Here is a 22383-nt window from a genome sequence, read left to right as displayed (position 1 = left end):
GATTATTTCGCAGTCAGGAGCAGATACTGCGCAGCCATCTTCTGAGTGGTCTCAAATGGCTGAACCGCAAAGGCTTCGAACGCCCACCGGCCGACAGTCGCGTAGCAGGTGTTGACCTGGGCCTTGATCCGCTCGTTGGTGACCGCGACACATCTGGCCGAGGGCAGGCCCGGAACGGTCGGGCCGGGCTCGGTGCCGGTACTCGGTTCGGTGAATTTGGCGGCCAAGCGCGTTGCGGCGGCATTGTCGCGGGCCTGGAATACATGCGTCCCGCGAATTGACACGACGTCGACTCCGGCGTCGGTGAGGATGGCTGAGCTGACGATGGGGTCGTCTTCGAAATGGAGATAGCCGCGGGGCGCCCACAAACCCTGGTTCAAAACCGGCTCCTTGGTGGGCATGGTCCGTCTGAGCAGTCCGTCGGGGTCGAACTGCATGTTGGCGAACTGGCTGGGGTCCGTCGGTCGAAAACCATCAATTCTTGGGGCCTGCAAGTCAAGCATCTTGACAGCCAACTGCGTTGACACATCGGCGCCTTGCTCTGCATCGGCATACTGTGTCAGCACAAATGGGCCGTGCGGCGAGTACGCCACGGTGGCGAATTGCCGGTCAGGCATCATGAATCGATATGCATGAGTCTCGGGGTGACCGGGTATCGGAAGATTGAGCTGCGCTGATGGATGGTGGGTCATGGGATCCTGCGCATAAAATTCCGCCGCGGCGGCAGCTGCGGCATCTGGGTTGGGAAAACGCAGTACCGCATTCTGTATGCCACGTGGGTGGTCAGCGTGAGCGCCCGCGCCGCGCGCTGAGCCGAACCCGTAGATGAATTGATGTTTTTTCGCGATGTCGTCGGCCACGGACGACAGCGGCTTTGCATCGAGCCACAGACCCGTCGAGGTCGCGTCGACGTCCAGAAGCTGGGGGTCAACCTCCCACGGTCCGACGACGTATTCCGCCATGCGTTCGGCGTCGAAGATCCGTCCGGTTTCGGCACCGGGTTTGACCGCAGGCCCCGGTTTCGGCGCCGTCGGGTAGTTACCGGGGTTCAGCAGGCTGACGACTGCATCGCCTGGCTTGAACGCCGGATCCCGTGACGCATCGCCGTTTGTCACCGTTGTGCAGCCTGCCAGCAGTGACACTGCGGCGGTCGCGGCGGCCAACTTGGCGATATTCATGACGCTCCCCATCGTCTCCCCTGACTACACAGCGCGAGGCGCCGCGTAGTGACTCCCCGCGAACTGTACGCACTCGAGCGTCTGAGTGCCTCAGCCGCTACTGCTGGCCGCGCGGAAAATCCGTGGTGATTTCGGCGACCAGGTCGCCCAGTCGCGCCCGATCGGCGTCGATGGACTCGGTGGCCTTCGCGGTCGCATTGCCGAGGGCTTCATTGATTCGAGCTTCGACGGTGTCGGCGCCGAGGCGTAGGAGGCCGTCTTCGATGAACAGGCCTGTCAGCCAGTGGTGACCGTTGAGGGTGACCTCGACGGTTTTGGCTTCGTCGGTCGCGGTGAACGACTCGGTGTTCATCTTGGCGAGCTGCTCGTCCATGACCGACTGCAGGCGCTGGGCCTGCTGGAGAACCGCGGCGACCTCCGGATGCATCTCCATCATTTGGTCTCCTTCTTGTCATCGATCTTGGTGCGGCGCCGGTGCCCGATGACGCCGTCGGTGAAGGCGCGGTCCTCCGTGTACAGGACCTCGTCGGGTGAAAGCACCGCGTTGCGCTTCTTCTCCTTGCCGCCTTCGCGGTTGCCGCCGTGACCACCATGTCACCGCACTCGCCGCCGCCGACAGAGGCAGGACCCGCTGCCTGGCTGGCGCCGCACCGCGGGAGCCTGACGCCGGCGCGACTGCGGCCGGCTGCATCGGCTGTCCGCCCAGCGTGCCGCCTCAGGCGTCGAGGTCCTGGGAGACCAGGTCAGCCACGGTCGCGAGGGCTGTTTCGTCGTCGGAGGCCACGGTCACCTGGGCCCCGTTGCCGGCCCCGAGGGTCATGATCATCAGGGCCGAACCGGCGTCCACCGGCTCGCCGCCGTCGACCGACAGGGTCACCTCCGCGCCGGAGTTGACGACGGCTTCGGAGATGACGGCCGCGGGACGGGCGTGCAGGCCGATGGCGGATCCGACGGTGACGGTCTTGCTGGGCATGGGTTTCTCCTTTGGTTGGTTGTTGATTCGGATAGTTCAGTGGCCTGCGGGCTGCAGGTCTGCGGAGGTGTCGACGGACGGGAGCGTCCTGCCTGCGCTCTTGGCGACGATGACCGCCAGCGCGCTGCAGACGGCGCCGACGAGCACCGCCACCACGAACCAGATGAGGTTTCCGATGGCGAAGAAGACGAAGATGCCGCCGTGCGGTGCCTTGGACGTCACGTCGAACGCCATCACCATGGCGCCGGTGACGGCGCCGCCGAACATCATCGACGGGATGACGCGCAGCGGGTCGGCGGCGGCGAACGGGATGGCGCCCTCGGTGATGAAGCAGGCGCCGAGAAGCCATGCGGCCCGGCCGTTCTCGCGTTCGGGTTCGGTGAACAGGCGGGGCCGGAGGGCGGAGGCCAACGCCATGGCCAGCGGCGGCACCATGCCGGCCGCCATGACGGCGGCCATGATCCGCAGCGATGCGACGTCGGTGATGTTGAGCCCGGCGGCGGCGAAGGAGTAAGCGGCCTTGTTGACCGGTCCGCCCAGGTCGAAGCACATCATGAGGCCCAGGATGACACCCAGCAGGACCAGTGAGCTGCCGGACATGCTGCCGAGCCAGTGGGTCAGGCCCGTGGTGATGGCGGCCAGCGGACGGCCCAGCAGCAGGAACATGGACAGACCGACGATCAGTGAGGCGCCGAGCGGGATCACCACCACCGGCATGAGGCCGCGGAACCACTGGGGCACCTTGAACGAGCTGATCCACAGCGCGGCGAACCCGGCGATCAGGCCGCCGACGATACCGCCGATGAACCCGCCGCCCACGGTGACGGCCACCGCGCCCGCGGTGAAACCCGGTGCGATGCCGGGCCGGTCGGCGATGGCGAAGGAGATGTATCCGGCGAGCGCGGGGACCAGGAAGCCGAAGGCCAGCCCGCCGAGGGTGAACAGCACCGCGCCGAGGTACTGCAGGATTCCACCCGGGGGCAGGTTGGTCAGCGAGTTGGTCGTGGCGATGATGTGCGCGAGTGAATCCGATTTCCCGGCAGGCTTGTTGGCGATCTCATAGCCCGCGAACAGGAAACCCAGTGCGATCAGCAGGCCGCCGGCCGCCACGAACGGGATCATGTAGCTGACGCCCGTCAGCAGGATCTGGCGCAGTCGGGTGCCCCAGCCCAGCCCGCCGCGGTTCTCGGTGGCGGGCGCCGCGGCGTCGCCCTGGACTCGGGCGGCCTGCGGATCCTTCGCCGCCGCAACGGCTTCGGCGATCATGGTGTCGGGTTCGTTGATGGCCCGCTTGACCCCGGAGGCGATGACGGGCTTGCCGACGAAGCGCTGCTTGTCCTTGACCCCGACATCGGTGGCGAAGATGACGGCGTCGGCGGCGGCGATGGTCTCGGCCGACAACGGGGTGGAGCCGGACGAGCCCTGGGTTTCGACGGTGAAATGCACACCGGCGCGGTCGGCGGCCAGTTTCAGGGCGTCGGCGGCCATGTATGTGTGGGCAATTCCGGTGGGGCACGCCGTGATCGCGATGATCGAGGCCTTGGGTGCGGGCTCGGCGGCGGGAGCGACCGGAGCCGGCGTCGCGGATGCGGACGGGGCTGCCGGCGCCGGGCTGACCACGCCCTCGACGAGTGCGACCACTTCATCGGCGGTGCCTGCGGCACGCAGCTGTTCGACGAATTCCTTGCGGACCAGGGCCCGGGCCAGGCTCGACAACAGCTTCATGTGCTCGGCACCGCCGGATTCGGGGGCGGCGATGAGGAACGCGAGGTCGGCGGGACCGTCGGGTGCGCCGAACGGGACGGCGGGCGCCAGCCGGGCGAAGCCGATGGTCGGCTCGTCGACATGGGGCGATCGGCAGTGTGGGATCGCGATACCGCCGGGAAGCCCGGTGGCCGACTGGGATTCACGGGCCAGGGCGGCCTCGACGAGTCCGTCGCCGTTGGTGGCGCGGCCGGTCTCGGCCATTCGGGCCGCCAGCAGTTCGATCACATTCTGCTTGTCGGGGCCGGCGTCGACGTCGAGTGCGACGAGGTCCGAGGTGATGATCGGCATGGGGGTTCCTTTTGGATCGGGCGGATCAGAGGTGGGCGGAGGCGGACGTGACAGCCTGAACCTGAACAGCTTTCACGTCGATCTGGTCCGGGCTGGGCAGTGCGGAACCCGGCAACGAGGCAGCAGCGCTGCCGTACGCGACGGCGGTCTGGAGCCGCTGCTCCGGCGCGGCGCCGGCGATGGTGGCGGCGAGGTATCCGGCCAGCGACGCGTCACCGGCGCCGACGGTGCTGCGCGGCACGATCGACGGCGCCGTGGCCGCCCACGTCCCGTCCCGGTCGACCAGGACGGCGCCCGCGCCGCCGAGCGTGACGAGCACGGTGCCGGCCCCGCGGTCGACGAGCTGACGGGCGGCGGCTACGACGGGCAGTGGATCACCTTGCGCGGCGGCGTCTTCCAGTTCCTGCGCGGAACGGCCGGTCAGCCAGGCCAGTTCCTCGGAGTTGGGCTTGATGAGGTCAGGGGCGGCGGTGGCGAAGGCTTCGGCCAGGGCGGTGAGCGGACGCTCGGAGGTGTCCACCGCGACGCGGCACGGCAGTGCCGCCAGCCGGGCTGCGACGTCGGCGTACCAGTCGTCGGGAACCCCGGGCGGCAGCGACCCGGACAGCACCACCCAGGTGGCTTCCGCTGCGCGGTCGCAGACGACCGCGGTCAGGGCTGCCAGCGCGGCGGCGTTCAGATGTGCCCCTGGTTCGTTGAGTTTGGTTGTGGTGCCGTCTTTTTCGGTGATGGTCAGGTTGCTGCGGACGACGCCCGGGATGGCGATGTTGTGGAACCGCACGCCGCGGGCCGTCAGCCCCGCCAGGATCGGATCGTGGTCGGCGGCCGGCAGCAGTGCGACGGTGTCCACACCGTTCTGGGTCAGCGCGCGAGATACGTTGACGCCCTTGCCTCCCGGCTCGGTGGAGACGGGCGTGAGGCGGTGTACCGCTCCCCTGGTCAGCGGCTCGTCGAGCGACAGGGTGCGGTCGAGGCTCGGGTTCAGGGTGACGGTGACGATCATGCGCCGGCCTCAGCACAGATGACGTCGACGCCGGCGTCGATGAGTTGTTGACGCTCGTGGGCGCGGATCTCGGTGTCGGTGACGACGGTTCGCACGGCCGACAGTGGCGCGAAACTGACCAGGTCTTCCCGGCCGAACTTGCTCGAATCCGCCGTCACGACAACGTGGTTGGCGCAGTGGACCATTGCGCGCTTGATGGCGGCCTCGTCGCTGTCCGGAGTGGAGAAACCGTGCCGGACGCTGATGCCGTTGGTGCCGAGGAAGGCGACATCGACACGCAGGGAGTCGAGTGTCCGCAGGGCCTGCTCCCCCACCACGGCCTGGGTGAGGCTGCGGACGCGGCCGCCCAGCAACTGCAGGGACACCGTCGGGCTGGACGTCAGCTTCGCGGCCGCCGGGATGGAGTTCGTGATGACGACGAGGTCGCGGTCGGTGGGGATGAGGTCGGCGATGCGCGCGGTGGTGGTGCCGGCGTCGATCAGCACCGTTCCGCCGGTGGCGGGCAGCAGGGCGGCGGCTGCCGCCGCGATCGCGGCCTTCTGCTGGGTCTGGGTGGAGTCGCGCTGGACGACACCCTGCTCGACGAGGTGCAGGGTGCGGGCGGGCACCGCTCCCCCGTGCACCCGCCGGATGACGCCGGCCTTGTCGAGGACGTCGAGGTCCCGGCGCACGGTTTCGGTGGTGACGTCGTAGGTCTCGGCGAGTTCGTTGACGGAGGCGCGACCGTCGGCGAGGACTCGCGCGGCGATGGCTTGCTGCCGTTCTTCCGCGTACATGACCCTCCAGTGGTGTGGGAACGCATCCGATTCGATCTTTGTATTGTTTGTTTTACGCTTGGATGTGTTGACTTGTCAACGGTTCGGAGTAATCTACATCACATGAGCCAGACATCTGTGAGCCCGTCGCCTTTGGTGGTCGACGTGGAAACCGATCGTTCGCCCAGCGGTGCACCTGTGGTGCTGCACGGGGTTCCCGCCGTCGGCGGAGTGCGGTACGCGCCGGTGCTGTGGCCCGGGGCGCGACCGAAGCCGGACGCCGACGGCATCGCCGCTGAACTGGGAGAGCCGGAGCGGCCGGGGGAGCGGGAGCGCTTCGCGGCAGCCTCGGTGACGGTCGCGGACCGGCTTCGCAGCCGCGCCGCGCGAGCCACCGGAGCCGCTGCCGAGGTACTGGCCACCACCGCGACCCTTGCGCAGGACCGCGCCTGGGCGTCGGCGACGGACAAGCGCATCGCCGACGGCATGACCGCGGTGCGTGCGGTCGTCGCGACGGCGGACCAGTTCGTCGAGATGTTCACGCGCATGGGCGGACTCATGGCCGAACGCGTCGCGGACCTCAGGGATATCCGGGACCGGGTGATCGCCGAACTGCGCGGGCTGCCCGAGCCCGGCGTGCCGGTGCCGGACGTGCCGTCGGTGCTGTGCGCCGAGGATCTGGCGCCCGCCGACACCGCCGGGCTGGACCCGAATCTGGTGGTGGCGTTGGTGACCAGCCTGGGCGGGCCGACCAGCCACACCGCGATCATCGCCCGGCAACTGGGCATTCCGTGTGTCGTGGCGGTCGCCGGACTCGAGCAGGTGCAGTCCGGAACGATGGTGCTGGTGGACGGCACCAACGGCACCGTGGAGATCGAGCCCGACGCGACGTCGGCCGCCACTGCCGTGGCCCGTGCGCGCCGTGAGGCCGACCTCGCCGACAGCTGGCGCGGCCCCGGTGCCACCGCTGACGGACATCAGGTCGCGGTGCTCGCCAACGTGCAGGACGGTGCCGCGGCGCACGCGGCGGCGCAGACGCCTGCGGAGGGCATCGGTCTGTTCCGCACCGAATTGTGCTTCCTGAACCGCGATCTCGAACCGACTGTCGACGAGCAGGCGCAGATTTACGGCGACGTGCTGGCCGCATTCCCGGACCGGAAAGTGGTGGTGCGCACGCTCGACGCGGGTTCGGACAAGCCGCTGCGCTTCGCCGGGCACGCCGATGAGGCCAATCCGGCGCTCGGGGTCCGAGGCATCCGCATCGCCCAGGGCAATCCGGAGCTGCTGACCCGCCAACTGCAGGCCATCGCGGCCGCGGCCGACGCCACCGGCCAGCGTCCGTGGGTGATGGCCCCGATGATCGCGACGCCCGCCGAAGCGAAAGCCTTTGCGGCACAGGTACGGTCGTTCGGCCTGACGCCCGGAGTGATGATCGAGGTGCCCGCCGCGGCGCTGTTGGCGGATCGGATTCTGCGGCACGTCGACTTTCTGTCGATCGGCACCAACGATCTGACGCAGTACACGATGGCGGCGGACCGGATGTCGGCCGACCTGGCCACGCTCAGCGACCCGTGGCAGCCGGCGGTGCTGGCGTTGGTGGGTACGGCCGCCAAGGCGGGTGCCGAGCAGGGCAAGCCGGTCGGGGTGTGCGGGGAGGCCGCGGCCGATCCGGCGCTGGCGTGTGTGCTTGTCGGATTGGGCGTGACGTCCCTGTCGACGGCGGCTGCCGCGGTGCGTGCGGTCGGCGCCGCGCTCGCCGGGGTGACGCTCGAGCAGTGCCGGGCGGCCGCGGAAGCGGCGCTGGCGGCCGAGTCGTCGGCGGACGCCCGCAGCGCGGCGCTCGCTGCGTTGGCAACACGCTGAGCAGCGGTTATCGGATGCGCATAGCACCCGGAATTAATCGGACTGCAGTCCGGTTATAGGTGACATGCCTGCTATCACCGCTGACACGATCAGCTTGCCGCGTATTGCTTCCGCTGCGCCGAGTGACACAGAACGCCCGGTGCGGTCCATCACCACCGGCCCTCGTGGCTATGAGGGCGAGGGCTTCCCGGTGGTCCGAGCCTTCGCCGGGGTCAGCCCGGCGGACCTCGACCCGTTCGTCCACCTGGACCAGATGGGTGAGGTCGAGTACGAACCCGGTGAACCGAGGGGCACCGACTGGCACCCGCACCGCGGGTTCGAGACGGTGACCTACATGATCGACGGCCGCTTCGCACACCAGGATTCCCATGGTGGCGGCGGTCTGATCACCGACGGTGCCACGCAGTGGATGACCGCCGGGTCGGGCATCCTGCACATCGAGACGCCGCCGGCCGAACTGGTCGAGAGCGGCGGACTGTTCCACGGCCTGCAGCTGTGGGTGAACCTGCCCAAGAAGGACAAGTTCGCCGCCCCCAGGTACCAGGCCATCGAGGGCACCGACGTCACCCTGTTGTCGTCGGACGACGGTGGCGCGCTCGTGCGCGTCATCGCCGGCGAGATCGGCGACGCCAAGGGCCCGGGCGGCACTCACACGCCGATCACCATGGCGCACGCGACGATTGCGCCCGGCGCACGCCTCGACCTGCCGTGGAACCGCAACTTCAACGCGCTCGTCTACATCCTGTCCGGACGTGGCAGCGTCGGACCCGTCGGCCATCCCATTCACCAGGGTCAGTTGGCGGTGCTGGGGCCGGGCGACCGGATCACCGTCGCCGCCGACGAGGGCCAGGACTCCAACCGGCCCGCGCTCGAGGTGCTGTTGCTCGGCGGTCAGCCGATCCGGGAACCGGTCTTCCACTACGGCCCGTTCGTGATGAACTCCAAGTCGGAGCTCATCGAGGCGTTCGAGGACTTCCAGTCCGGCAAGTTCGGCACCATTCCGCCGAACGCGTTGAAGCCGCACCGCCCCGGGTACTGATCACGCGGGCGCGGTCTCCGGGTAGAGGAGTTCGAGCTCGCCGAGGCTGGCGGCGACGGTCACCAGAGGCAGCGCGGCCTCGACCGACAAGTTTCCGCCGCCGGTCTCGGCGCGCAGGGCGAGCACGAAATCGTCACTGATGGGTGTGCGCGCTGCGGCGTCGGCGTCTTCGGTGCCCATGATCCGGGCGCAGATCGACGCGGTGTGCGCTTCGAGGACCTCGCGGGCGGCGCGATACGGGGCCAGGGGCGGTGGCACGACGTCAGCGATGAGGTCGGCCGCCGCCCGCAACCGGACCGTCTGATTGGCGGCCCGGACCACCGGCGCCCGCAGTTCTGTCGCCCCGCTGCTCTCCGAAAGGAAGTGGCGCACCGCATCATCCACGGTGCGGGAGGCCGTCAGCGCGTCGAAGCTCAGGGCGTGCACCCGGTCCGTGGCAGCTTCGGAGGCGCCGCGGGTCACTCGCCGCACGGCCGCGGTCAGATACCGGGTACCGGCGACGCGCGCCGCTTCGAGCGTGCGCTGGACGACCGCCGCCGACCCGCGCGGCCACAGCAGCAGCGACACCACGATGCCCACCGCGGCACCCACCAACACGTTCTCGAGCCGGATCAGCCCGACGCGCCAGCCGGCCGGGCTGATCAGGTTGTAGATGGTGAGCACCAGCATGGTGAACATCGCCTGGCCCGCCACGAACGAGAACACATCGGGCACATAGGCCGAACCGAACGCCACGATGGGCAGGACGAACCACAGCAGGACGGGGTTCGCGCCGATCAGGTGGATCACCACGGTGCCCAGGAGGAATCCGATCGCGGTGCCGCCAACGGCGCGCAACACGCGGGTCCCGGTGGTCAGCGCGCTGCTGCGCAGTACCGACAGCGATGCCATGGCGATCCAGAAACCGTGCTGCAGGGGAAACAGATGGACGACGGCCACCGCAACGGCCAGACCGATGCCGGTACGAAGGCTGTTCTGTACCACCACCGCTCGCGTCGCGACGAACCCCGACGGGATGGCTGACACGGCCTGGGATTCGGACAGCACGCGGTCGAGGTTCCCGGCCGCCGGCAGTCGCCGACCCAGGACGCGGGCCCACACCGGCCGGGCGTCGGCGTCGGCCGCCAGTCCGATGACGCGTCCGGTCGCCCCGATACAGGCCGAGAAAGTGCGCAGCCGCAACAGCTTTCGGCCCGTCGCGACGGCCAGCAGGTCGTCCGGTTCGGCGCGGATCAGCTCGATGTCCTCGCGGTAGCGCCCGCGCGTGGCGGCCCGATGCGCGGTCAGGGCGTCGGCCAGGTCGGCGCGGTAGCGATCGCGGCCTGCGGCGCGCGGCGTGCTCAGCACCCGGGCGCAGTCGTTCAGTACCCGGATGGCCGGCTCGCGGGTCTCGGCGAGCAGGGAGCCGGTGGCGTCGGTGGCGCGGTCGCACAGCCAGCGCAGGTCGTCGACGACTCGCACCAGGGCGCGGCTGCCGGCGGTCAGACCGACCGGGCGGAAGTCGGCGCCGAGGAAGTTGGCGCCCAGCACCTCCATCGCATCGAAGAGCTCCTGCGCCGTCGCGGACCCCTCGAGCCGGGCGGCCAGCAGGCGGCACACCTGTGCGGCGTGCTTGCGCAGGTCGTCGTGATGCGTGGGCGGCAACAGGAACAGCGCGGCCGGGACGGCAATGGCCCAGGCGACGGCCCAGCCGAGCAGTCGATCGGGGACAGGCCCTGCCGGCGTGCAGACCGGCAGCACGAACGTCATCAAGGTGGAGCGCTGACCGGCGGCGATGATCTCGCTGAGGACACCCGAGAACGTCACGAGCAGCCCGATGGCGAACATCGCCGGCACCGCCAGCCACGGATGGGGGGACAGCAGTGTGCCCAGGGTGATCAGGACCGCGCCGTTGAAGCCGAGCCCGGCGTAGGCGAGCGCCCGCGCCGGCCGGTTGCCGGGGAAATCCACCACCACCAGCAGCGCGACGGCGCCGAAGATCGCGAACATGGTCGTCTGCGACCGGCTGCCGACGGCGGTACCGACGGCCAGTCCGACGATCGCGACGACCGGGAGCACCACACCTGCGCGGGTCGCGCGCCGGAGGGCGTCGTACTCGGGGTCCTTGTCGCGCAACCGGCTGACGAGCTGCTGCCGGCGCAACGCCGGCGACTCTCGCGACACCACGCCCGCCATGGCGCCCAACATTAATTTGGCTGACGTCGACATGCGCCGGCAACAACACGCCTGTGGCCGCGGTGTTTCGCAGGCGCCGGCACACCGGCGGTCGTTCCTGGTCGGGCTACCGATCGGCGCCGGCCCGCGGCCGGGAACCGCACGCCGGGCAGCCATCGGTTGTTGACAGATCTGCAAGTTTGCTGGGAGAAGCAATTTCGACGGCTGTCCCGCGCATACGAGCAGGGTCGGGCCGAGATCTATGGCACAATTTGACGATGCCGTACATCGCCACCCGTGGCCCGGGTCGCCCTCCCGCGGCGAAGGCGGCCGAAACTCGTGAGCGCATCCTGCGCGCCGCACGCGAGGTTTTCAGTGAACTTGGTTATGACGCAGCAACATTCCAAGCCATTGCGATCCGTGCGGATCTGACGCGCCCAGCGATCAACCACTACTTCGCGAACAAGCGTGTGCTCTACGGCGAGGTCCTCGATCAGACCAACGCCATGGTCGTCGCTGCGGGCCGTCGCCGGGCCGAGGAAGAGACCACCTTCATCCGGCGCCTGTCGTCGTTTTTCGTCGCCGCCATCCAGGCAGACTCCGAGGACCGGTCCGCTGCGGCGTTCCTGGTGACCTCGATCCTCGAGGCGCAGCGGCATCCCGAATTGCGCCAGGAGGAACACGACGCGCTCGTGGCCTCCCGAGACTTCGTGACCTGGGCCGTCACCGACGCCATCGAGCGCGGCGAGTTGGCCGTCGATACCGAGGTGTCGACCGTGGTGGAGATGCTGATCGCGGTGATGTGGGGCATGGGCTTCTACGCCGGGTATGTCGGCAGCCATCAGGAGCTGACCGCGGTCATCGAGCGGCTCGAACTATTGCTCGCCAACAAGCTGTGGCAGGTCACCGAATAGACCGGCATCAGCTGGTACATCTAGTACATGGGCAGCGAGCGCTCCGACGACGACACCTGGGATATCGCTAGCAGTGTGGGTGCGACGGCGGTGATGGTGGCTGCCGCGCGCGCCGGGGAAACCGAACGCGACGACGCCCTGATCCGCGATCCGTTCGCGAAGATCCTGGTCGCCGGCGCCGGCACCGGCGTGTGGGAGACCATCCTCGACTCCGATTTCAACAACCGGATGGCCGGCGCCGACCCTGAGGTCGCCGCGGTGCTCGAGCACATGGGCAATTACCAGGCGGTGCGCACGCATTTCTTCGACGCGTACTTCGACGACGCCGCCGCGGCCGGAATCCGCCAGGTGGTGATCCTGGCGTCCGGGCTCGATTCGCGGGCGTATCGACTGGACTGGCCGGCCGGCACGACGGTCTTCGAAATCGATCAGCCGAAGGTGCTGGAGTACAAGGACCAGACCTTGAAGGCGCACGGCGCGTCGCCCGTCGCGACACTGCACCAGCTGCCCATCGACCTGCGCAACGACTGGCCGAAAGCGTTGCAGGACGCCGGATTTGATGATTCACAACCGACCGCCTGGCTCGCGGAGGGGCTGCTGATGTATCTGCCGGCCGAAGCACAGGACCGCCTCTTCGAGAACATCACCGCGCTGAGTGCGCCGGGCAGCCGCATCTCGGTCGAGACCGTCGGCGAGCACGCAGCCGAGCGCCGCCAGCGGATGCGCGACCGGTTCGACAAACTCGCCGGCCAGTTCGGCATGGGACAGGTCATGAACGTGCAGGACCTCATGTACGAGGACCCCGATCGCGCCGACGTGGCCGAGTGGCTGGACTCGCACGGCTGGTCGTCCACCTCGGTCACCTCGCAGGACGAGATGCGCCGGCTGAATCGGTGGGTGCCGGTCGATAATGCCGATGACAAGGCGTTTTCCACGTTCGTGACGGCGCGCAAAGGCTGATCCCCAGCAGTTGACCCTTCTGCCCAACCGGCTGGTTGGTTAGGATTCCGGTGTTGCCTGGCTCACGTAAGGACATTCGCCATGACCACCGACTCCGTCGCCGCAGTAGGGGCGAGCATTGAACCCGGCCCGTCCATCCCGGAAATCGTCGCCGGGCTGCGCCGGACGAACGCGACCGGCCGAACCCGCGACCTGCAGTGGCGCAAACGGCAGCTGTTGGCGCTGGCGCAGGCGGTGGAGGACAACGAGTCCGCCATCGCCAAGGCCCTCGAAGCCGATCTGGGCCGCAAGCCGTTCGAGGCCTGGCTGACCGACACCGTCGGCACCATCGCCGAGGCCAAGGACGCTGCCAAGAACGTGCACAAGTGGGCGAAACGTCGCTACCGCCTCTTGGAGCGCTCGCAGCTGCCCGGCCGCGGCTGGGTCGAGTACGAGCCGTACGGCACCGTGCTGATCATCGGCGCCTGGAACTTCCCGTTCTTCCTCACCCTGGGCCCGCTCGTCGGTGCGCTCGCCGCGGGCAACACCGTGGTCCTCAAACCGTCTGAGTTCGCGCCCGCATCGTCACGGCTCATGGCGGAACTCGTCGAGCGCTACCTGGACACCGACGCAATCGCTGTCGTCGAAGGTGACGGCATGGTCAGTCAGGAACTCATCGCACAGGGCCTCGACCGCATCATGTTCACCGGCGGCACCGAGATCGGCAAGAAGATCATGGCCGCCGCAGCGCCCCATCTGACCCCGGTCACGCTGGAACTGGGCGGCAAGAGCCCGGTGATCGTCGCCGCGGACGCCGACATCGACGTCGCCGCCAAGCGCATCGCCTTCGCGAAGCTGATCAACTCGGGCCAGATCTGCATCGCCCCCGACTACGTGGTGGCCGAGGCGCCGATCCGGGATCAGCTGGTCACCAAGATCCGGGACGCCATCGAACAGTTCCGCGCCAAGGACACCGGTGGCATGCCGATCGTCAACGAGCGCCAGTTCAACCGGCTGACCGGCTACCTGAACACCGGCGGCGAGACGGTCATCGGCGGCAACGCCGACGCCCGCGCCCTGACCATCCAGCCGACCGTCGTCGTCGACCCGCCGCTCGACGGACCGTTGATGTGCGAGGAGATCTTCGGTCCGATCCTGCCTGTGGTCACCGTCGAATCCCTGGGCGCGGCAATCGAATTCGTCAATGCCCGACCGAAGCCGCTGGCGGCTTACCTCTTCACGAAGAGCAAGACCACCCGTGAGCGGGTCATCCGTGAGGTGCCGTCCGGCGGCATGCTGGTCAACCACCTGATCTTCCACGTGGCCACCTCCAAGCTGCCGTTCGGTGGAGTGGGTCCCTCGGGGATGGGTGCCTACCACGGCAAGTACGGCTTCCTGGAGTTCAGCCACTGCAAGTCGGTGATGACCAAGCCGACCCGTCCCGACCTCGGCAAGCTCATCTACCCGCCGTACACCGACAAGGCGTGGAAGCTGGCCCGCAAGTTCTTCTAGACCCGACCCGACGATGCGGCGGCTGATCGGTCGCCGTATACACAAGGGGTGGCCCACCCGAAAATGGATGGGGCGGGCTGTCCGATTTTCTGTTCCATGAGAGGAAACCCATGCCCGGAGTGCAGGATCGCGTCATTGCCGTCACCGGAGCCGGAGGCGGCCTGGGACGTGAATACGCGCTGACGCTGGCCCGCGAAGGCGCCTGCGTCGTGGTCAACGACCTGGGCGGCGCCCGGGATGGCACCGGCGCCGGCCACAACATGGCCGACCATGTCGTCGAGGAGATCAAGGCCGCCGGTGGCCGCGCTGTCGCCAACTACGACTCGGTGGCCGAGGCCGAGGGCGCCGAGAACATCGTCAAGACCGCGATCGAGGCGTTCGGCAAGATCGACGGCGTGGTGTCCAACGCGGGCATCCTGCGCGACGGCACCTTCCACAAGATGACCGCCGAGCAGTGGGACATCGTGCTCAAGGTGCACCTGTACGGCGGCTACAACGTCATCCGTGCCGCGTGGCCGCACTTCCGCGAGAACGCCTACGGCCGCGTCGTGGTCGCCACCTCCACCAGTGGCCTGTTCGGCAACTTCGGTCAGGCCAACTACAGCGCAGCCAAGCTGGGTCTGGTCGGCCTGATCAACACCCTGGCCCAGGAAGGCGCCAAGTACAACATCAAGCTCAATGCCGTCGCGCCGATCGCCGCGACCCGCATGACCGAGGACATCGTGCCGCCGGAGGTCTTCGCGAAGCTGTCGCCGGAGTACGTGGCGCCGGTCGTGACGCAGTTGTGCAGTGAAGAGCTGCCGGAGACGGGCTCGATCTTCATCGTCGGCGGTGGCAAGGTGCAGCGCACCGCGCTGTTCCAGAACGACGGTGTCACCTTTGACCACGTGCCCACCGTCGACGAGGTGGCCGCCAAGTGGGGCGAGATCACCGACCTGTCGGCCGCCAAGGCCGCGTCGTTCGCACTGGGCTGATAGGTGAAAGCGCTTGTCGCGCAGACGCTGACCGGCCCCTCGGGCCTTGCTTACACCGATATCGATGACGCCGCGGACCCTTCGGGGAATGCGGTGGTCATCGATGTCGGTGCGGCCGGCGTCTGCTTTCCCGACCTGCTGCTGATCCGCGGCGAGTACCAGCTCAAGCTGCCGCCGGGGTTCACGCCGGGCATGGAAGTGGCCGGCACTGTCCGGTCGGCGCCGGAGAGCTCTGGTTTCGTTGCCGGTCAACGAGTTTCGGCCTTCACCATGATGGGCGGCTACGCCGAACGGGCGCTGGCGCTGCCGGATTCGGTGATCCCGACGCCCGCTGCCTTGGACGATGCGGAGGCCGTCTGCCTACTGGGCAACTACTACACCATGTACTTCGCACTGGCCCGCCGCGGCCGGCTGCTGGCGGGGGAGACGGTGCTGGTGCTCGGCTCTGCCGGCGGCATCGGGGTGGCGGCCATTCAGATCGCAAAGGCCATGGGCGCCAAGGTGGTTGCCATGGTGCACCGCGTCGAAGCGATGGATTTCGTGGCATCTGTCGGCGCTGACGTGGTGCTGCCGCTGACCGATGGCTGGCGCGAGGCCGCGCTGGCGGCCACTGACGGTCGGGGAGTGGACCTGGTGGTCGACCCGGTCGGCGGTGATGCTTTCGATGACGCGATCCGGGTACTGGCCCCCGAGGGCCGGCTGCTGGTGCTGGGTTTCGCTGCCGGACAGGGCATCCCGTCGGTCAAGGTGAACCGGCTGCTGCTGCGCAACGTCAGCGTGGTGGGTGTTGGGTACGGCGAATTCATCCGCCAGGTGCCCGGTTCGGCCACGGAAATCGGGGCGGGCCTGGCCAAGCTGGTTGACGGCGGGTTGCGGCCACCGGAGCCCGTGCGTTTCCCGTTGGCCTCTGGCGCTGAAGCGCTTCAGGCGTTGGCAGACGGCAAGATTCACGGCAAGGCAGTCCTGGAGCCGTAAGTGAACACCTTGGGAACGGTGCTCGTGGCACTGGTCATCGCGATCGGCCTGGTCGGCATCGTGGTACCGGTGCTGCCTGGTGGGTTGCTCGTGTTCCTGGCGATCGCGGTGTGGGCGGTTGTCGTCCACACCGCGACGTCCTGGGTGGTGCTCGGCATCGCCACGGCGTTGTTCGTGGCCGGTGAGGTGATCAAGTATGTCTGGCCGGTGCGCCGGATGCGGCAGGCCGACGTGGCCACCCGCAGCCTGATCATCGGCGGAATCCTCGGTGTCATCGGGTTTTTCGTGATCCCGGTCCTGGGGCTGGCCATCGGCTTCGTGCTGGGGGTCTACCTGTCGGAGTACTCGGCGCTGCGGGACCCGAACCGGGCGTGGACATCGACCAAGCACGCCATGAAGGGCGTCGCGCTGGCGATGGGAGTGGAGCTGACGGCCGCGCTGTTGGCGACCGTTGCCTGGGTGGTCGGGGTATTCGCCTAGCCGTTGACGGTGCGCCTACGCAGATAGAGTCCGAGTAGAGGTGTGCGTAGATGCACAGTCAACGCACACTTCAGCCCCGCAGCACGCTCCGCAGTCGCGTCAGCTGGTCATCGGTAACACCAATGGCCGCAAGGTAATTCGACAGCGAACCGTACTCGGACTCCACGACACCCAGCGCCGCGTCCAGGTACTCCTCGCGGACGCCGAGCACCTCTTCGGTCAGCCGGGCCTCGGCGAACGTGACGACTTCGGCGGTCTGCCCGGCCCGGGTCCGGATGGTCTCCAGGATGCCCTCGCGCAGCTGGGGGACCGCGTCGTTGCTGCGCAGGAAGTCCGTCAGGATCGCGTCGCGCTCGATGCCCACGGCACCGAGCACCGTCGCCACCGTGAAGCCGGTGCGATCCTTGCCGGCGAAGCAGTGGGCGATCACCGGCCGGGATTCGGCGAGCATCGAAATGACCTGGCGCACCGCAAGATGTGCGCCGGGCAGGGTGGGGAAGCGGCGGTACTCCTCGACCATGAATCGACCCGCGGCCGCTGCGACGTCTTCGTCGGCGGGCTTCTCGGTCATCATCTTCTCGAACGCGTTCTCGTGCGGCGCTTCGGCGTCGTCGGTCCCGGCGGCGGCGAGCTCGTGGAACGGCAACAGGTGGATCGCGACGCCGTCGGGCACCTGACCGGGACCCCGGCGCTCGACCTCGCGCAGGGATCGGAGGTCCGCGACGTCGCTGATGCCGTAGCGCTGCAACGCTTTACGACCTTCTTCGGCCAATGCGCTGAGCTCGCTGGAGCGGAACAACCGGCCGGGGACAATGCCCGTCTCTTCGGCGACATCGCGGAAGTTCCAGGCACCGGCGAGTTCCAAACCCGTCGACCGCATCAGTGGCCCAACGCCGCGGCCGCCAGTGCCGACTTCTCGCGGCCGAGTTCGGCGCGCGCGATGGTGCGCATGTGCACCTCGTCGGGACCGTCGAACAGCCGCATCGCGCGGTGCCAGGCGTAGAGCCGGGCCAGCGGGACGTCGTCGCAGATACCGGCGGCGCCGTGTACCTGGATGGCGCGGTCGATGACGTCGCACGCCACCTGCGGGGCCACCGACTTGATCTGCGACACCAGCACATGAGCGGCCTTGTTGCCCTGCTGGTCGATGGTCCACGCGGCCTTCTCGCATAAGAGCCTGGCTTGATCTATCGCGTTGCGGGACTTGGCAATCGACTCGCGTACCACGCCCTGCTCGGCCAGCGGCTTGCCGAACGCCACGCGCGTCTGCACCCGGTCGATCATCAGCGCCAGGGCCCGTTCGGCGGCGCCGAGGGCGCGCATGCAGTGGTGGATGCGTCCCGGTCCCAGCCGCGCCTGCGCGATGGCGAAACCGGAGCCCTCTTCGTGCAGCAGGTTCTCGGCCGGCACCCTGACGTTGTCGAAGACGATCTCGCAATGGCCGTGCTGGTCCTGCCACCCGAACACCGGCAGTGAGCGCTGGATGTCGACGCCGGGCGTATCGACCGGCACCAGGATCATCGACTGCTGCTGGTGCGATGCCGCGTCGGGGTTGGTGCGGCCCATGACGATCAGGATTTTGCAGCGCGGGTCGGCGGCGCCGGTGATCCACCACTTGCGGCCGTTGATGACGTAATCGCCACCGTCGCGCAGCATCGTCGTCTCGATGTTGCGGGCGTCGGACGAGGCGACGGCGGGCTCGGTCATGGCGAAAGCGCTGCGGATCTCGCCGTTCAGCAGAGGATCGAGCCACTGCTTGCGCTGCTGCTCGTTGGCGAACAGGTGCAGCGTCTCCATGTTGCCGGTATCAGGGGCGGCGCAGTTGATGGCTTCTGGCGCGATCTCCATACTCCACCCGGAGATCTCGGCCAGCGGGGCGTACTCCAGGTTGGTCAGCCCCGACTCCGACGGCAGGAACAGGTTCCACAGGCCGCGCTTGCGCGCTTCGATCTTGAGCTCCTCGACCACCGGCGGCACCGTGTGGTCTTTCGGGCCCTTCTCCTCGCGATAGGCGTGGTAGGAGGCCTCGGCCGGCAGTACGAGCTCCGTCATGAACTCGGTGAGCCTGTCCCGGTAATCCTGCGCCTTTGCCGACAACGCGAAGTCCATGCCCGCCACGATATGCCACTTGTCTAACGATGTGACGGGCGGTCGACGTCCGGTCCACGACAGCGGATTCCCTCCCCGCGACGACTTCGGGGAGGGAATCCGGGTTCGGGGCGGTCAGCGGCCCTGCAGTGCGGCCACACGGTAGATGCCGTGGTGCCAGATGGCGCCGGGCAGCGGCATGCCGGCCGGGGGAGCGGTGATGGACGGCGTGGCGACCACGTACGGCGGACGGACGTCGGGGCCGAGGGTCGTGGCGCCGGCGACGCCGGCCAGGCCGAGTGCCGAGCCGCCGAGAACGCCGGCGGCGATGACCGAGAGGCCGAGGGTGCGGGCTGAGATGTTCATGTCAATTCTCCTGTGTCAGTGGGCTTTTGGTGTCTTGCTCCGGTGTGTTCCGGTGATGACTCAAGAATGCCGCGACGCGGGCGCGGCGGGTATCGGGTAATCGGCCCAATCGCCGGACGATTCCCGGGTCCGCTGATCGGGGGACAACCACCCGACACCGGCCGGTTAATTTGCGATCGGAGTTACTTTTTCGCTGGTCGCCGTGCGACGCTGACGGCATGACCGACGAACGGGTTCGCGTGGTGGTGGGGGACGACCACCCGATGTTTCGCGACGGCGTCGTCCGCGCGCTGACCGCGAGTGGCGCCATCGAAGTGCTGGCCGAAGCAGATGACGGCACGTCGGCACTGGAGGCGATCCGCACCCACAAGCCACAGGTGGCTCTGCTGGACTACCGCATGCCCGGTATGGACGGCGCCCAGGTGGCGGCTGCGGTGCAGCGCGACGGCCTGCCGACCCGGGTGTTGTTGCTCTCTGCCCATGACGAAGCCGAGATCGTGTACCGCGCCCTACAGGACGGCGCGGCGGGTTTCCTGCCGAAAGAGTCGACGCGCAGCGAACTCGTCAACGCGATCCTCGAATGTGCGAAGGGCCGCGACGTCGTCGCACCCAGCCTGGCCGCGGGCCTGGCCGGCGAGATCCGTCGCCGGGCCGAGCCGGACGCACCCGCGCTGAGCCCGCGCGAACGTGAAGTCCTGCAACTGATCGCCAAGGGCGCGACCATCCCCGCCATGGCCAAGGAGCTGTACCTGGCGCCGTCCACCGTCAAGACCCACGTGCAGCGGCTCTACGAGAAGCTCGGCGTCGGGGACCGTGCGGCGGCCGTGGCTGAGGCGATGCGTCGCAAGCTGCTGGACTGACGTGCGGTCGACACTCACCCGGATCGGGGAGTACCTGGCCGCTGAACCCGTGCGGATTTCCGCTGGGCTGCGACTGCCGCTGATCGCGCTGATCGGCGTGCTGGTGTGGATCTGGGAAGTCGACCACTGGCTGCCCGAGCTGTACGCGGTGATCCTGGGGCTGTACGCCATCGCCGCGGTGGTGTGGCTGGTGGCCGTACTTCGCGGACCCGTCCCGCGCTGGGCCGACTGGGCATCGACCGGCATCGACCTGGTGGTGATCCTGTCGCTGTGCCTGGTGTCCGGCGGCGCGACCGCGGCCCTGCTGCCCGTCTTCTTCCTGCTGCCGATCTCGGTGGCGTTCCAGGACCGGCCGCTGATGACCGCGGCGATCGGCACGCTGACGGCCGCCGGCTACCTGGCGGTGTGGATCTTCTATTCCAAACACGACGACCGCATGGGCCTGCCGAACATGGTCTACACCCACTTCGGATTCCTGGTGTGGCTGGCCGTGGCCACCACCGTGTTGTGCTTCGTGCTGGTCCGGCGCCAGGAGCGCGTGCACGCCCTGCAGGAGGTGCGTCGCCAGCTGGTGTCCGAGGCCATGCAGTCCGACGAGCGGCACAACCGGGAAGTCGCCGAAGGGCTACACGACGGCCCGCTGCAGACGCTGCTGGCGGCCCGTCTGCAGCTCGACGAGGTCCGGGAACGCACGCCCGCCCCCGAACTCGACGCCGTCTACGCGGCCCTCGAGGACACCGCGACGGCGCTGCGCTCGACGGTCACCGAGCTGCATCCGCAGGTGCTGGCGCAGCTCGGCCTGACCCCGGCCGTACGGGAACTGTTGCGGCAGTTCGAGTCTCGCAGCCGCATCGAGGTGCGCGCCGACCTCGAGGAGGTGGGCAAGCCGGATTCGCAGCAGCTCCTGTACCGCGCGGCCCGCGAACTGCTGACCAACATCGGCAAGCACGCGCAGGCCACGACGGTGACGGTGCGGCTGGGCCGCATCGGCAACCGGATCGTCCTGACCGTGTCTGACGACGGCGTCGGGTTTGACTCGGCCGAGGTGGCCAGGTACGTCGCCGACGGGCACATCGGCCTGGGCTCGCTGCTGGCCCGGTTCGATGCGATGGGCGGCTCGATGCTCGTCGACTCCGGCCCCGACGGCGGCACCCGCGTCACCGTCACCTCACCTCCTGAGCGCTGACGCGGTGGCAGGAAATAATTCATCGCTGGCAGTGGGGTCGCGGCGGTAGCGTCGCGCCATGAAACTGCGCATCCTGATCGGCCTCCTGGTCGCCGCGGTGGTGGCGTTGGTTGTCAACGCCGTGGTCGTGGAGCACACCAGCCGGGCGCCGGAACCGTTCGCCGGCGGCCACGTCCTGAAGCTCGATGGACCAGACCTGAACGTCCGCGAATACGGGCCACCCGGTGACCGCGCAATCGTTCTGCTGCACGGGTATTCGGCCTCCATCGAGTGGTGGGAGAAGGTCGCCCCGGCACTGGCCGCCCACCAGCGGGTGATCGCCGTCGACCTCGTCGGCCACGGCGGTTCCGAGGCCCCGACCGATGCCGCGCCGTATCACGCCGACGGTCAGGCCGAGGCCGTGCACCGGGCGCTGGAGGCATTGGGTGTTCGGCATGCCGAACTCGTGGGGCATTCGATGGGCGGCGAGGTGGCTGCCGCGTTCGCCACCAAGTACCCGGAAATGGTTGAGCGCGTAGCGGTTTCGGATACTCCAGCCGGCGAGGATCTGGTCGCCATGCCGTTGCTCGGCAAGATGCTGTGCTGGCCGGTCCTCGGACCCGCGCTGGATCACCTCCGGAGCGTCGATGCGATCAGCAAGAGTTCGCTGCAGACCGGGTTCGCCGCCGACTACCCCGTCCCGGCGCTGGCGTACCGGTCCCTGAAGCAGCTGACCTACGCGGGCGTGTGTGACTCCAAGGAGCCCGGCCGGCCCGTGGTGGAGACGTTGAAGGGGCTGGGCAAGCCGGTGCTGGTGGTGTGGGGCGACAAGGACGTCCTGACGCCGGCGGAGTCCAACGTCGCGCGCTACACCGCCGCAGGCCTGCCGCCGCATGTCATCGCAGGCTCCGGCCACAGCCCCATGGTTGAGAAGCCCGACCAGTTCCTCGCGGCGATAGGCGATTTCGTCCGCTGACGCGATCGAGGTGGGTGGCACCGACACAATGTGACGCTGAGAGCGTTGCCAGCGCTATATACGCCGCGACGAGGCTCTCAGCGTCACATTGTGTCGGGCACCGCAACGAAAAAG

General features: G+C 68.4%; 21 protein-coding genes. 11 read left to right on the top strand and 10 right to left on the bottom strand.

Annotation, left to right across the window (positions count from 1 at the left end):
• Positions 1-2 precede the first annotated feature (2 nt).
• The 6 genes from EB75_RS03185 to EB75_RS03160 form a co-directional block, all read right to left on the bottom strand.
• Positions 3-1178 carry a DUF7373 family lipoprotein gene (locus EB75_RS03185; protein WP_083611930.1) on the bottom strand — a complete coding sequence of 392 codons (1176 nt, stop codon included), beginning with the start codon at positions 1176-1178 and terminating at the stop codon, positions 3-5.
• 97 nt (positions 1179-1275) lie between these two features.
• Complete coding sequence (locus tag EB75_RS03180; RefSeq protein ID WP_073694032.1) at positions 1276-1614, bottom strand: YbaB/EbfC family nucleoid-associated protein; 339 nt, start codon at positions 1612-1614, stop codon at positions 1276-1278.
• Between the two features lie 279 nt (positions 1615-1893).
• A complete protein-coding gene (locus EB75_RS03175; RefSeq protein WP_073694031.1) occupies positions 1894-2151 on the bottom strand; it encodes an HPr family phosphocarrier protein in 258 nt (85 codons plus the stop codon).
• 36 nt (positions 2152-2187) lie between these two features.
• On the bottom strand, positions 2188-4206 hold the full coding sequence (locus EB75_RS03170; protein WP_073694030.1) for a PTS fructose transporter subunit IIABC: 2019 nt from the start codon (positions 4204-4206) through the stop codon (positions 2188-2190).
• Between the two features lie 25 nt (positions 4207-4231).
• On the bottom strand, positions 4232-5209 hold the full coding sequence (gene pfkB, locus EB75_RS03165; RefSeq protein WP_073694029.1) for a 1-phosphofructokinase: 978 nt from the start codon (positions 5207-5209) through the stop codon (positions 4232-4234).
• Positions 5206-5985: a DeoR/GlpR family DNA-binding transcription regulator gene (locus tag EB75_RS03160; protein ID WP_073694028.1), complete on the bottom strand. Its 780-nt coding sequence runs from the start codon at positions 5983-5985 to the stop codon at positions 5206-5208. The genes pfkB and EB75_RS03160 overlap by 4 nt, the downstream gene beginning before the upstream one ends.
• A 102-nt stretch (positions 5986-6087) precedes the next feature.
• On the opposite strand from EB75_RS03160, the gene ptsP reads away from it, so the two are divergent.
• The gene (ptsP, locus tag EB75_RS03155) at positions 6088-7827 is read left to right on the top strand and encodes a phosphoenolpyruvate--protein phosphotransferase (protein WP_073694027.1); all 1740 of its coding nucleotides are present in this window, start codon (positions 6088-6090) and stop codon (positions 7825-7827) included.
• A 64-nt stretch (positions 7828-7891) separates the two neighbouring features.
• Complete coding sequence (locus EB75_RS03150) at positions 7892-8866, top strand: pirin family protein (protein ID WP_073694026.1); 975 nt, start codon at positions 7892-7894, stop codon at positions 8864-8866.
• Here EB75_RS03150 and EB75_RS03145 read toward each other — a convergent pair whose 3' ends face one another.
• Positions 8867-11041: an FUSC family protein gene (locus EB75_RS03145; protein WP_073694108.1), complete on the bottom strand. Its 2175-nt coding sequence runs from the start codon at positions 11039-11041 to the stop codon at positions 8867-8869.
• A 257-nt stretch (positions 11042-11298) separates the two neighbouring features.
• Here EB75_RS03145 and EB75_RS03140 point away from each other — a divergent pair, with 257 nt between their 5' ends.
• From EB75_RS03140 to EB75_RS03115, 6 genes are all read left to right on the top strand, one after another.
• Positions 11299-11934: a TetR/AcrR family transcriptional regulator gene (locus tag EB75_RS03140; RefSeq protein WP_020099981.1), complete on the top strand. Its 636-nt coding sequence runs from the start codon at positions 11299-11301 to the stop codon at positions 11932-11934.
• 27 nt (positions 11935-11961) lie between these two features.
• Complete coding sequence (locus EB75_RS03135) at positions 11962-12894, top strand: class I SAM-dependent methyltransferase (RefSeq protein ID WP_073694025.1); 933 nt, start codon at positions 11962-11964, stop codon at positions 12892-12894.
• Positions 12895-12975: 81 nt separating this feature from the next.
• Positions 12976-14385, top strand: coding sequence for an aldehyde dehydrogenase family protein (locus EB75_RS03130; RefSeq protein ID WP_073694024.1), 1410 nt, complete (start codon positions 12976-12978; stop codon positions 14383-14385).
• Positions 14386-14495: 110 nt separating this feature from the next.
• Positions 14496-15359: an SDR family oxidoreductase gene (locus EB75_RS03125; RefSeq protein ID WP_073694023.1), complete on the top strand. Its 864-nt coding sequence runs from the start codon at positions 14496-14498 to the stop codon at positions 15357-15359.
• Between the two features lie 3 nt (positions 15360-15362).
• A complete protein-coding gene (locus tag EB75_RS03120; protein ID WP_073694022.1) occupies positions 15363-16334 on the top strand; it encodes an NADPH:quinone oxidoreductase family protein in 972 nt (323 codons plus the stop codon).
• Positions 16335-16814, top strand: coding sequence for a DUF456 domain-containing protein (locus EB75_RS03115; protein ID WP_073694021.1), 480 nt, complete (start codon positions 16335-16337; stop codon positions 16812-16814).
• 70 nt (positions 16815-16884) lie between these two features.
• Here EB75_RS03115 and EB75_RS03110 read toward each other — a convergent pair whose 3' ends face one another.
• From EB75_RS03110 to EB75_RS03100, 3 genes are all read right to left on the bottom strand, one after another.
• Positions 16885-17694 carry a tyrosine-protein phosphatase gene (locus EB75_RS03110; RefSeq protein WP_073694020.1) on the bottom strand — a complete coding sequence of 270 codons (810 nt, stop codon included), beginning with the start codon at positions 17692-17694 and terminating at the stop codon, positions 16885-16887.
• Positions 17694-18911: an acyl-CoA dehydrogenase family protein gene (locus tag EB75_RS03105; protein WP_168175974.1), complete on the bottom strand. Its 1218-nt coding sequence runs from the start codon at positions 18909-18911 to the stop codon at positions 17694-17696. Before EB75_RS03105 ends, EB75_RS03110 begins: the two co-directional genes overlap by 1 nt.
• A 126-nt stretch (positions 18912-19037) precedes the next feature.
• Positions 19038-19268, bottom strand: a complete 231-nt coding sequence (locus EB75_RS03100) for a hypothetical protein (RefSeq protein ID WP_073694018.1) — start codon at positions 19266-19268, stop codon at positions 19038-19040.
• A 218-nt stretch (positions 19269-19486) separates the two neighbouring features.
• Here EB75_RS03100 and EB75_RS03095 point away from each other — a divergent pair, with 218 nt between their 5' ends.
• Genes EB75_RS03095 through EB75_RS03085 form a run of 3 tightly spaced genes read left to right on the top strand, consistent with a single transcriptional unit; the run spans position 19487 to position 22269 of the window.
• A complete protein-coding gene (locus tag EB75_RS03095; RefSeq protein ID WP_073694017.1) occupies positions 19487-20128 on the top strand; it encodes a response regulator in 642 nt (213 codons plus the stop codon).
• 1 nt (position 20129) lies between these two features.
• Positions 20130-21314, top strand: a complete 1185-nt coding sequence (locus EB75_RS03090; protein WP_073694016.1) for a sensor histidine kinase — start codon at positions 20130-20132, stop codon at positions 21312-21314.
• 58 nt (positions 21315-21372) lie between these two features.
• A complete protein-coding gene (locus EB75_RS03085; RefSeq protein WP_073694015.1) occupies positions 21373-22269 on the top strand; it encodes an alpha/beta fold hydrolase in 897 nt (298 codons plus the stop codon).
• The last annotated feature ends 114 nt before the right edge of the window (positions 22270-22383 follow it).

The sequence above is a fragment of the Mycobacterium sp. ST-F2 genome, from assembly GCF_001905655.1.
GTDB lineage: Bacteria > Actinomycetota > Actinomycetes > Mycobacteriales > Mycobacteriaceae > Mycobacterium.
This window is presented reverse-complemented; position numbering and strand designations above follow the sequence as displayed.